We start from the raw sequence: 11132 nt of genomic DNA on the forward strand, positions 1-11132 counted from the left end.
CTAAATCGTGGCTGGCGAGACAACATAAGCGTTGTGACGAAACAATTTGTCGCCTGCAAGGCGATTTTTCAGTGCTGCGTCAGCGTGTTTGAATGTGACCGAGGAGTTCCTCGGCGATCGCCAACACCGAGCCGGCAAGCGGCAACAGGATCATCTCTTCAAGTGTGTAGAAGGCAGCTGTCTCGGCGTCGTCGCTGGCCACGGCCTCGCCACCGGCATAGGCGGCGCCGAACACCGTGAGGAGATAATCGACCGGGTGGCCGTCATCCCTGCCGTCGATGTGGATTTCCCGAAGCGGGCGCAAACCGGTGGCACGCAAGCCGGTCTCTTCCATCAGTTCACGCCGTGCCGCGTCCTCCAGTGTCTCGTCGCCTTCGACCTTGCCGCCGGGAAAGGCGTAGAATCCTTGCGAAGGCGGCCGTGCCCGTTTCACGAGGAGTAAGCTGTCGCCGCGCACGACGGCGACCGAGACGGCGGGAAGTGTCTTGCGTGCTTCGTTCATGATCAGGCTCATTCGAGGACCGGTCTGTTGTGGACCGCCCGGTAAGGGGAAGCATTACCGGTTGCGCAACACCGGTTCCATAGCCACTTTCGAAGTCGAACCATTCGAAAGGCTCCATTATGTGCGGACGTTTTGCCTTGACCGCCACGCCGGACCAGACCGCCGCCTTCCTGGGCCTTGCCGAGCTGGAGGATTTCCCGGCCCGCTACAACATCGCGCCGACACAGCCGGTCCTGATGGCGACCGCCGGCGCGCCCCGGGCTCCAGGCTCTAACCTGCCGGACCGGCAGCCGAGGCTGGTGCGCTGGGGCTTCCTTCCCGCCTGGGTCAAGGACACCAGGGAATTTCCGCTGCTGTTCAACGCGCGCTCCGAAGGTGCGATCGAAAAGGCCTCGTTCAAGGCCGCCATGCGCCATCGGCGCGCGCTGGTGCCGGCATCCGGCTTTTACGAGTGGCGGCAGACCGGAGGCAAGAAGGGGCAACCCTATTGGATCCGGCCGCGGCATGGCGGGCTGGTCGCCTTTGCCGGTCTGATCGAAACCTATGCCGAGCCGGGCGGCTCGGAGATGGACACCGGCGCCATCCTGACCATGAACGCCAATGCCGACATCGCCCATGTCCATGACCGGATGCCGGTGGTGATCGATATCCCCGACTTTGCCCGCTGGCTGGATTGCCGCACGCGCGAACCGCGCGAGATCGCCGATTTGCTGCGGCCGGCGCGGCCCGATTTCTTCGAGGCGATTCCTGTCTCCGACCTCGTCAACAAGGTCGCCAACACCGGACCGGAGATACAAGAGAGGGGCGAGATCGGACCTGAGCCCGAGGAAGCCAGGCGCAAGAAACCCGGCGCGGACGACAGTCAAATGACGCTGTTCTAGCGAAGCCCGTCGAGGACTTAAATCAGGGCGCTTGTTCGTGCCCCTCGGTGCCGGCAATTGCGTCGGCTGGAGCGCCGCTTCAGGCGGCGCGGGGCGATACGATCTTCTGCGCCGGCTTGTTCTTCTTGGCGGTGTGAAGAAGGGCGGCGACGATAGCTGCCGGGCCGATCGCACGATAGTGGTTGGTCAGCGCCGGTTGCTTGGCGCGGTTGGCTTCCTGCTTGCTTCGAGGCATGTTTCTCTTCCCAGATAACGTTTTCGTGTATGCGATTTGGTCGCTGAATCAGACCAAATCGTGACGCTTGGTGATCTAGCCGGCGAATGTTTCATGACTGTGCCGACATGCTTAATAAAATGTTTCATTGGCTGATTCCGTGTGATCGGGCGATGCGTTTGCCAGTCTTTGCGACGTTTTTTCCGGGATCAGCGACTTGACGGCAACACCTGCCAAGGCGATAAAGCCGCCCATGAAAACGTCTTTCGCCATTTGTGGCATTTGCATTATTGGCTAGCCTCGCGCTGGTCCGGACGTTTTCGCCTCATCTTTCCCCAGATTGGACAAACGCCCCGGCCAGCAGGCTGGAGCCAGATTTGCGCCTCGGCGCTGGGCTGGCTCCATCCAGACAAGAAGTTCTGAAACCGGGAAGGCATGGAATGTCTGACGCATCGCAGGGCCTGCGCCTCTACAACACGCTGACGCGCACGAAAGAGGATTTCGTGCCGATCGATCCGCGAAATGTGCGCATGTATGTCTGCGGCCCGACCGTCTACGACTACGCCCATATCGGCAACGCCAGGCCGGTGATCGTCTTCGACGTGCTGTTTCGTCTGCTGCGCCATCTCTATGGCGAGACGCACGTCACCTATGTGCGCAACATCACCGACGTCGACGACAAGATCAACGCGCGCGCCTTGCGGGACTTCGGCGGCGAGATCGCTTCAGGGGCGCTTTCGCTCAACGAAGCGATCCGGCGGGTTACCGAAAAAACGGCCGATCAGTTCCACAGGGATGTCGCGACGCTTGGCTGCCTGGAGCCGACGGTCGAGCCGCGCGCCACCGAATTCGTCGAGCCCCGCGCCGACGGCAAGGCTGACATGATCACCTTGATTCAAAGCCTGATCGGGCGCGGCCATGCCTATGTCGCGGCAGGCGAAGTGCTGTTCGATACGGCGTCGATGCCGGACTACGGGCAATTGTCGAGACGCAATCTCGACGAGCAGCAGGCCGGCGCCCGCATCGCCGTCGACGCGCATAAGAAGAACCCCGGCGATTTCGTGCTGTGGAAACTGTCGTCGCCGGAGGAGCCCGGTTGGCAAAGTCCATGGGGCAGGGGCCGGCCCGGCTGGCATATCGAGTGCTCGGCCATGTCGGCCGCCTATCTCGGCGAGGTCTTCGATATCCATGGCGGCGGCCTCGATCTGATCTTCCCGCACCATGAGAACGAGATCGCCCAGTCGCGCTGCGCCCACGGCACGTCGGTCATGGCCAATGTGTGGATGCACAATGGCTTCCTGCAGGTCGAGGGCCAGAAGATGTCGAAGAGCCTCGGCAATTTCTACTCGATCCACGAGTTGCTGGAGACCGACACTTTTGGTGGTCGCAAATGGCCCGGCGATGTGCTGCGGCTGGCGATGCTGATGACGCATTACCGCGAACCGATCGACTTTTCCGTGCGCAAGCTGGAGGAGGCGGAAAACACGCTGCGCAAATGGAAACGCGCGGCGGATCTGGCGCCGGCCGCGGGAAGTCAGTTGCCGGTTGAAGTCGTGGAGGCGCTGTCGGATGATCTTGCGACCTACGCGGCCTTCCAGCGACTCACCCAGCTTGCCGGCGAGGCGACCGACTTTGACGGTAGCGGCGACAACGCCGCCGCCGTCGCATTGAAGACCGCGCTCACCTTCCTTGGCTTCGATATTGGCGCGACCAAGGTGGACGACACCGTGGTCGCCAAAGCGATTGCCGAGCGCCTGACGCTTATCGCTGCGAAAAATTGGACAGAGGCCGACCGCGTGCGCGATGAACTTCTGGCGCAAGGTGTACAGTTGAAGGACGGCAAGGACCCGGTCACCGGCGAGCGCGTGACGACGTGGGAGATCAAACGGTGAGGCTAATGGCGGGAATGGAGACCCATCATCTCGTATCTCCCCTTAATCGTGGCAATGCGCGCAAGATGCGCAAGGCAATGACCGATGCCGAACTCAAACTTTGGAATGAGATACGTGCACATCGCCTTATGGGGCTGGCTTTCAGGCGCCAGATGCCGATCGCTGGCTACATCGTCGACTTTGCTTGCCCGACCAGAAAACTGATCGTCGAGATTGACGGCTCCCAACATGCAACGGCCAAAGCCTCGGAGATGGATGCGGCGCGTGCCGCGAAGCTTGAAGCGCTGAGCTGGACCATCCTGCGCTTCTGGAATGACGACGTCATCCGCGATATCGACAATGTCTGCCAGCACATCGTGATCGGGGCCGGTTTGGCCGATGCTGTGATGCCGACAAGTCAACCAGAAACGGAGGAGCTCGTTCCATGATCGATCATCTTGGCATCGCCGTTTCCGATTTCGATGCCTCCAAGGCCTTCTACGACAAGGCGATGGCGCCATTGGGCGCCTCGCTGCTTTACATGGTGCCGCAGGAATATACCGGCGGCACCAAGGTCGGCGGTTATGGCCGCGACCGGCCGGTGTTCTGGCTGAGCGCGGCAAGGGAAAAGCCCCGGGATCACCAGCACGTCGCATTCACAGCGCGCAGCCGCGCCGAGGTCAACGCCTTCCATGCCGCCGCCCTTGCAGCTGGCGGCAGGGACAATGGCGGGCCGGGCCTGCGTCCGCACTATCACCCCAACTACTACGGCGCCTTCGTCTTCGATCCCGACGGCAACAATGTCGAGGCGGTCTGTCATGATCCGGAGTGAAAACCGATGAGCCTCGACAACCGGCCGGTCTACACCGGCGGCTGCCAGTGCGGCGCGGTGCGCTTCCGCGTCGAAGGCGCGCTTGGCGACGCCTCGGTCTGCCACTGCCGCATGTGCCAGAAGGCGAGCGGCAATTTCTACCTGCCGCTGGTCTCGGTGCGGGGCGCCAAGGTCGACTGGACGCGCGGCGAGCCCAAGCGTTTCCGTTCCTCCAATGCCGCCTGGCGCGGCTTCTGCGCCGACTGCGGCACGCCGCTGACCTTCGAGGCGCCCGACGGCATGGCGCTGGCGATCGCGGCCTTCGACGATCCGGCTGGTATCGCGCCGACCATTCAATGGGGCACGGAAGCAAAACTGCCCTATGTGGATTCCGTTCCGCGATTGCCGGGCGAGGATACGATGGCGGATATTGGCTCGGCCCCCTATCTCGCCGAACTCGTCTCCTATCAGCATCCCGACCACGACACCGACCAATGGCCGCCGGAGGAAAGACCATGACCGAGACCGTCCGAACCGGCGGGTGCCAATGCGGCGCCGTGCGCTTCCGCATCAAGGGGGCGCTTGGACGCGCGTCCATCTGCCATTGCCGCATGTGCCAGAAACAGTTCGGCTCCTTCTTCGGCGCCTTGGTGACGGTGCCCAAGGACGGCGTCGAATGGACCCATGAAGAACCAAGTTATTTCCAGTCTTCGGTCAACATCGATCGCGGATTCTGCGCCCGTTGCGGCACGCCGCTGACCTATCGCCAGCCCGGCGGACTCGAGATCGCCATCGGCGCCTTCGACGACCGCTCGGATCTGGCGCCGCGGATCCAGGTCAACTACGCGGCACGGCTGCCTTGGGTGGAGACGATCTTCGATCAGCCTGTCCACGATGATCCCGACTATTACGCGCGGCAGGAGCAGATCATCTCCTTCCAACATCCTGATCACGAAACGGCCAATTGGCCGCAACAGGGCCTGAAACTATGAGCTTGCGCACCCTCTATCCGGAAATCGAACCGTTCGACTCGGGGATGCTCGACGTCGGTGACGGCCATAGGGTTTATTGGGAGCGGTCAGGCACCAAAGGCGCCAAGCCGGCCGTGTTCCTGCATGGCGGGCCGGGCGGCACCATCTCGCCAAAACACCGGCGGCTGTTCGACCCCAAGCTTTACGATGTCATCCTGTTCGATCAGCGCAGCTGTGGAAAGTCGACGCCGAACGCCTCGCTGGAGGCCAACACGACCTGGCATCTCGTTGCCGACATCGAACGCCTGCGCGAAATGGCCGGCTTCGATAAATGGCTGGTGTTTGGCGGCTCCTGGGGCTCGACGCTGGGGCTCGCCTATGCCGAGACACACCCTGATCGCGTCAGCGAACTGGTGGTGCGCGGCATCTATACGCTGACCCGCGCGGAGCTCGAATGGTACTATCAGTTCGGCGTCTCAGAGATGTTCCCAGACAAATGGGAGCGCTTCCTGGCGCCGATCCCGGAGGCCGAGCGCAGCGACATGATGGGTGCCTACCGCAAGCGGCTGGTCGGGTCCGATCGCAAGGCTCAGATAGAGGCCGCCCGCGCCTGGAGCCTGTGGGAAGGCGAGACGATCACCCTGCTGCCGGAGCCTGAAACCAGCGGTCCGTTTGGCCAGGATGACTACGCCGTCACCTTCGCCCGCATCGAGAACCATTATTTCGTCCACGCCGGTTGGCTGGAGGAGGGGCAGTTGCTGCGCGATGCCGGGAAGCTCAAGGACATCCCCGGCACCATCGTCCATGGCCGTTACGATATGCCGTGCCCGGCGCGCTACGCCTGGGCGCTGCACAAGGCGTGGCCCAAGGCCGACTTTCATCTGATCGAAGGCGCCGGCCATGCCTATTCGGAGCCGGGCATCCTCGACCGACTGATCCGCGCGACGGACAAGTTTGCAGGCAAATGACCATGCCCCGCGAGCGTCTCTATCTCTTCGACACCACGCTCCGCGATGGCCAGCAGACGCCGGGCATCGACTTTTCGGTCGAGGACAAGATCGCGATTGCAAAATTGCTTGACGAGTTCGGCTTCGACTATGTCGAAGGGGGTTATCCCGGCGCCAATCCGACCGACACGGCCTTCTTCCGGGAAAAGCGCACCGCACGCGCAAAGTTCGTCGCCTTCGGCATGACCAAGCGCGTAGGGGTATCGGCCTCCAACGATCCGGGGCTGGCGGCGCTCGTTCAATCGAAGTCGGACGCCATCTGCTTCGTCGCCAAGAGCTGGGACTATCATGTCCGCGTGGCGCTCGGCTGCACCAACGACGAGAATCTGGAGTCCATCAAGGCCTCGGTCGAGGCGGCGGGCGCTTCGGTCAAGGAAGCGATGGTCGACTGCGAGCATTTCTTCGACGGCTTCAAGGCCAACCCGGACTATGCGCTGGCCTGCGCCAAGACAGCCTATGATGCGGGCGCCCGCTGGGTGGTGCTTTGCGACACGAATGGCGGCACGCAGCCCTCGGAAGTGCGGCTAATCGTTGAAAAGGTCATCGCCGCGGGCATTCCGGGCGAGCATCTCGGCATCCACGCCCATGACGACACCGGCCAGGCGGTGGCCAATTCCCTTGCCGCCGTCGAGGCCGGCGTGCGCCAGGTGCAGGGTACGCTGAACGGCATCGGCGAACGTTGCGGCAATGCCAATCTGATCTCGATCGTGCCGACACTGGCGTTGAAACCGGCTTTCGCCGACCGCTTCGAGACTGGAATTTCAGCTGAAGCGTTGACCGGCATCTCTAGGCTGTCCCGCGCCTTCGACGAATTGCTGAACCGCGCCCCGGAAGCGCAGGCACCCTATGTCGGCTCGTCCGCCTTCGCCACCAAGGCTGGCATCCATGCTTCCGCACTGGCCAAGGAGCCGGCGACCTATGAGCACGTGCCGCCGGAATCGGTCGGCAACCGACGCCGCGTCATGGTCTCCGACCAGGGTGGCAAGGCCAATTTCCTCGCCGAGTTGAAGCGGCGCGGCATCGATGTGCCGAAGGACGATCACCGGCTCGATGCCCTGATATCCGTGGTCAAGGAGCGTGAAGCGTCGGGCTATGCCTATGAGGGCGCCGACGCCTCCTTCGAGCTCCTGGCGCGCAAGATGCTGCATGGCCTGCCCGAGTTTTTCCACGTCACCTCGTTCCGCTGCATGATCGAGCGCCGCTTCGATGCCAATGGCCAGTTGAAGACCGTGTCGGAAGCGGTGGTCAAGGTGCTGGTCGAAGGCGAGGAGAAGATGTCGGTGGCCGAGGGCCATGGCCCCGTCAACGCGCTCGACATCGCGCTGCGCAAGGATCTCGGCAGATACCAGAACGAGATCGCCGATCTCGAACTCGCCGACTTCAAGGTGCGTATCCTCAATGGCGGCACCGAGGCCATCACTCGCGTGCTCATCGAATCGCATGACGGCACCGGTGCCCGCTGGTGGACGGTCGGCGTTTCCGAAAACATCATCGACGCCTCGTTTCAGGCGCTGATGGATTCAATCATCTACAAGCTGATGAAGAACCGCGAGATGGCGGGGCTGGTGGCGGCGGAGTAAGTTTGAACCATCAGCGAAAGTCCATTGATCCATCAGAACTTTGCGATGGTCTTGCCAAGATTACTGGGCCATAGCGTAGGGCCATGGCCGCAGAAGCAATTACCCCCGATATAGATTCAAAAGCCCGCCGCGGCTTCTTGCTGGCGTTGGGTGCCTATCTCTTGTGGGGATTGCTGCCTTTCTACATGAAGGCGGTGGCGCATCTGCCGCTTGCCGAGGTGATTGCACATCGCATCGTCTGGTCGGTGCCGATTGCCGCGGCGGTCCTGATCTGGGCCGGCCGCACGGCGGACTTCAAGGCGGCAATCCGTTCGCCCCGCACCATCGCCATGGCGGCGCTGACGGCGGCGCTGATCTCGGTCAACTGGGGCATCTATGTCTGGGCGATCGCCGTCGATCGCACCGTCGAGACCGCGCTGGGCTATTACATAAACCCGCTGGTCAGCGTCGTCGTCGGCGCGTTGCTGCTCGGTGAGCGCCTCAATCGGCTGCAGATCGCGGCGGTGGCGCTTGCTGCGGTTGCCGTTGGCGTGCTGACAATCGAGGGCGGCAAGCTGCCCTGGGTGTCGCTGGCATTGGCGTTTTCCTTCGCCGCCTACGGCTTCTTCCGCAAGACCCTGCCGATCGGTCCCAGCCAGGGTTTCCTGCTCGAAGTGCTTTTGCTGTCGGTGCCGGCGTTGGGCTACATCATCTTCCTGATCGCCACCGGACAGGATCATTTCGTATCCGGCAGTGGCACCGACACCGCGCTGCTCATCGGCTGCGGGCCGGTGACCGCCGTCCCGCTGCTGCTGTTCGCCTTCGGCGCCAAGCTGCTGCGCCTATCGACCATCGGCCTCATGCAGTACATCGCGCCAACCATGGTGTTTCTGATCGCCGTGCTGATCTTCGACGAGCCGTTCGGCACCACGCAGGCCATCGCCTTTGCCCTGATCTGGACGGCGCTTGCGATCTATTCATGGTCCATGCTGGCGACGGCGCGTCGGGCTACATCTGTCCGAGCCGCCTGACGAAAAGATAGGTCACGCCCGCGATCAGTAGCGATACGGCCGTGACCACCCAAAAGCCCAATGGGGTGTTGACCAGCGGCAAGCCGCCGACATTCATGCCGAACAGGCCCGAGATGATGGTCATCGGCAACAGCACCGCCGTCATCACTGACAGCACATAGAGCAGCCGGTTCGACTGCGTCGTCAGCTTGGCCATCAGCTCGTCCTGCAGCAGCCGCGTGCGCGCCTGCAGCTGCTCGCCATCATAGTGCAACGTCTGGGCGCGGTGCGACAGCCGCGCCGCCATGTCGTTGATGGAATCCGGCAGGTCGTTGCGGTGCGAATGGTCGAGATGGCGAAACAGATTGGTCAGCGTCGCCATCTGCCGATGGATGACCACCAGGTGCCGGCGTGCATCGACCAGCGCTTGCCGCTCATTGTGCCATGCGTCGCAGACGATACGGTCCTCGATGCCGTCGAGACTGTCGCTGAGTGTCGCGAGTTCGGCGGCCATTCCGTCGAACGACTGGCCGACGACAGCCTCGATCAGCTCGGCCGGAGAGCGGAATTTGCGCGATCCGTTCTCGATCGCCTTGCGGATGTTGTCGACCGATTGCAGCGGTTGTTTGCGGGCGCCGACCAGCATCGTATCGTTGAGAGCAAAGCGGAAATGACCAAGCCCGCCGGCTTCCGCCGAATAGTCATGGCGCAGGTCCGGCAGATCGCCATAGAGCCAGTCATCCTCGAGATCGATGTGGCAGCCATGGCTGGCGCTCAGGAAGGCTTCGCGCACCGGCGCCGGCAACGCTTGATCGGCGCCGATCTCGTGACGGGCGCGCATGTCGGAAAGCTGGTAGCTGCGCCATGTCCAGTGCGCGGCGGCGGCATCCCTGGTACGCACACCCTCGGTGGTAAAGTGATAGATGAAGAACAGCCCGTGTTCATCGGGCAGATAAGGCGACAGGTCAGTGCCTTCGGAGGGGAGGGCGATGTTCATGGCGGCTTCGCCGGTCTCTGATGCGGTCGGGGTCGCGGGGGCGGCCAAGCGCGATTTCTAGCATGGCATGCCCGATTTAGTGTGACTGTTTGGTGACGGCGTGCCGCCTAGAGGACGCTGGTGATCCCGCCATCCACCAGCAGCGTCTGTCCGCTCACGAAGCTGGCGGCGTCGGATGCCAGGAATACGGCGGCCCCCGCGAGTTCCCTCACTTCGCCCCAGCGCCGCATCGGTGTGCGGCCGGTCAGCCAGGCGGAGAATGTCTCGTCGGCGACCAGCGCGGAGTTGAGCTCGGTCATGAAATAGCCCGGCGCGATGGCGTTGACGCGCACGCCGTGCTGGCCCCATTCGCCGGCCATCGATTTGGTCAGCATGGTGATGGCGCCTTTGCTCGCCGCGTAAGGCGCGATCGAGGGGCGCGCGAGCACGCTCTGCACCGAGGAGACATTGATGATCGCCCCCCTTTGGCGGGCGATCATGCCCTTTACGACGGCCCGGCTCACCTTGAACACGCCGTCCAGGTTGGTGGCCATCAGCGCGTCCCAGTCGGCGTCGCTAAAGGTCTCCAGCGGCGCCCGTCGCTGGATGCCGGCATTGTTGACCAGGATGTCGATCGGTGCGGTGCCGGTTTCCGCCGCTGCGATCGCCTGGTCGACCGACTTCGTGTCGGTTACGTCGATCACTGCTTCAGCGATCGAATGGCCCGCGGCGCGCAGCCTGTCTGCGGCCGCTTTCAGATCGTCGGCCTTGCGGCCGCCGATCGTGACGCGAGCGCCCGCGCTCGCAAGCGCTTCCGCAAAGGCCACGCCCAGGCCGCGGCTGGCGCCGGTGATGAAGGCATGCTTGCCCTCGAGGCCGAACAGGCGGCCGAGATAGTCAGTCGAATGCAATTTTGCACCTTCATCGATTGCGATTTATCGCCGCCGGCGCGAAGGCTCGTCTGACCTCGGCAAGCGGCAGCACCAGCCTGCCGCGTGGCTTGATGACATGCAAGGCGCTTTGTCGCGCCTGGCTGACGGCCTCGGTTGTCGCGGCCGTCAGCCTCAGCGTTTCGGCCCAAACCCCGGATAGGGGTTGAGCGGCACGATCGCGGCAATGTCCATCATGCCGGCCTTGATCAGCGGCAAGGTGGCGAGATGGCCGCGCACATCCGCCGCGCCGCCCTCGATCCTGTTCCGCGACATGCCATGGTTCGGGCGCATGGTTTCCATCCACCTCGCCTGGCGGCGGCAGGACCGGCGCGTGGTGATCACTGACCTGCGGGAGGCTGCCCGGAGGGAGGGAGTAGGGGAGTAGGGGAGTAGGGGAG

At 63.1% G+C, this 11132-nt stretch carries 15 protein-coding genes; 9 read left to right on the top strand and 6 right to left on the bottom strand.

Annotation, left to right across the window (positions count from 1 at the left end; all coding sequences use genetic code 11):
* Positions 1-79: 79 nt before the first annotated feature.
* Entirely contained in the window at positions 80-502 is a 423-nt protein-coding gene (locus FJ492_RS27240) for an NUDIX domain-containing protein (protein ID WP_140773341.1), read from the bottom strand.
* A gap of 119 nt (positions 503-621) precedes the next feature.
* Between FJ492_RS27240 and FJ492_RS27245 the strand changes: the two genes are divergently transcribed.
* Positions 622-1383, top strand: a complete 762-nt coding sequence (locus FJ492_RS27245) for an SOS response-associated peptidase (RefSeq protein WP_140773343.1) — start codon at positions 622-624, stop codon at positions 1381-1383.
* Between the two features lie 79 nt (positions 1384-1462).
* On the opposite strand, the gene FJ492_RS27250 is transcribed toward FJ492_RS27245, so the two are convergent.
* Positions 1463-1618, bottom strand: a complete 156-nt coding sequence (locus tag FJ492_RS27250; protein WP_140505959.1) for a hypothetical protein — start codon at positions 1616-1618, stop codon at positions 1463-1465.
* A 111-nt stretch (positions 1619-1729) separates the two neighbouring features.
* Positions 1730-1870 carry a hypothetical protein gene (locus FJ492_RS28925; protein WP_181166775.1) on the bottom strand — a complete coding sequence of 47 codons (141 nt, stop codon included), beginning with the start codon at positions 1868-1870 and terminating at the stop codon, positions 1730-1732.
* A gap of 167 nt (positions 1871-2037) precedes the next feature.
* Here FJ492_RS28925 and cysS point away from each other — a divergent pair, with 167 nt between their 5' ends.
* The 8 genes from cysS to rarD all read left to right on the top strand — a co-directional run bounded on the left by cysS (position 2038) and on the right by rarD (position 8847).
* Entirely contained in the window at positions 2038-3489 is a 1452-nt protein-coding gene (gene cysS, locus FJ492_RS27255) for a cysteine--tRNA ligase (protein WP_140773346.1), read from the top strand.
* Positions 3490-3503: 14 nt separating this feature from the next.
* Positions 3504-3917, top strand: a complete 414-nt coding sequence (locus tag FJ492_RS27260) for an endonuclease domain-containing protein (protein WP_246676139.1) — start codon at positions 3504-3506, stop codon at positions 3915-3917.
* Positions 3914-4300: a VOC family protein gene (locus FJ492_RS27265; RefSeq protein ID WP_027144162.1), complete on the top strand. Its 387-nt coding sequence runs from the start codon at positions 3914-3916 to the stop codon at positions 4298-4300. The genes FJ492_RS27260 and FJ492_RS27265 overlap by 4 nt, the downstream gene beginning before the upstream one ends.
* A 6-nt stretch (positions 4301-4306) precedes the next feature.
* Positions 4307-4798: a GFA family protein gene (locus FJ492_RS27270; protein WP_140773348.1), complete on the top strand. Its 492-nt coding sequence runs from the start codon at positions 4307-4309 to the stop codon at positions 4796-4798.
* Positions 4795-5271 carry a GFA family protein gene (locus tag FJ492_RS27275; RefSeq protein WP_027144160.1) on the top strand — a complete coding sequence of 159 codons (477 nt, stop codon included), beginning with the start codon at positions 4795-4797 and terminating at the stop codon, positions 5269-5271. The genes FJ492_RS27270 and FJ492_RS27275 overlap by 4 nt, the downstream gene beginning before the upstream one ends.
* A complete protein-coding gene (gene pip, locus FJ492_RS27280) occupies positions 5268-6218 on the top strand; it encodes a prolyl aminopeptidase (RefSeq protein WP_140773350.1) in 951 nt (316 codons plus the stop codon). The genes FJ492_RS27275 and pip overlap by 4 nt, the downstream gene beginning before the upstream one ends.
* Positions 6215-7837, top strand: coding sequence for a citramalate synthase (gene cimA / locus FJ492_RS27285; protein WP_181166773.1), 1623 nt, complete (start codon positions 6215-6217; stop codon positions 7835-7837). The genes pip and cimA overlap by 4 nt, the downstream gene beginning before the upstream one ends.
* An 83-nt stretch (positions 7838-7920) precedes the next feature.
* Positions 7921-8847 carry an EamA family transporter RarD gene (gene rarD / locus FJ492_RS27290; protein ID WP_140773354.1) on the top strand — a complete coding sequence of 309 codons (927 nt, stop codon included), beginning with the start codon at positions 7921-7923 and terminating at the stop codon, positions 8845-8847.
* Here rarD and FJ492_RS27295 read toward each other — a convergent pair.
* The 3 genes from FJ492_RS27295 to FJ492_RS28930 form a co-directional block, all read right to left on the bottom strand.
* Positions 8825-9823, bottom strand: coding sequence for a transporter (locus FJ492_RS27295; protein WP_140505947.1), 999 nt, complete (start codon positions 9821-9823; stop codon positions 8825-8827). The genes rarD and FJ492_RS27295 overlap by 23 nt on opposite strands.
* 107 nt (positions 9824-9930) lie before the next feature.
* Entirely contained in the window at positions 9931-10713 is a 783-nt protein-coding gene (locus FJ492_RS27300) for a glucose 1-dehydrogenase (protein ID WP_140773356.1), read from the bottom strand.
* A 153-nt stretch (positions 10714-10866) separates the two neighbouring features.
* On the bottom strand, positions 10867-11034 hold the full coding sequence (locus tag FJ492_RS28930) for a hypothetical protein (protein ID WP_181165906.1): 168 nt from the start codon (positions 11032-11034) through the stop codon (positions 10867-10869).
* Positions 11035-11132 lie beyond the last annotated feature (98 nt).

This window comes from Mesorhizobium sp. B2-5-4 (genome assembly GCF_006441095.1).
Taxonomy (GTDB): Bacteria; Pseudomonadota; Alphaproteobacteria; order Rhizobiales; family Rhizobiaceae; genus Mesorhizobium; species Mesorhizobium salmacidum.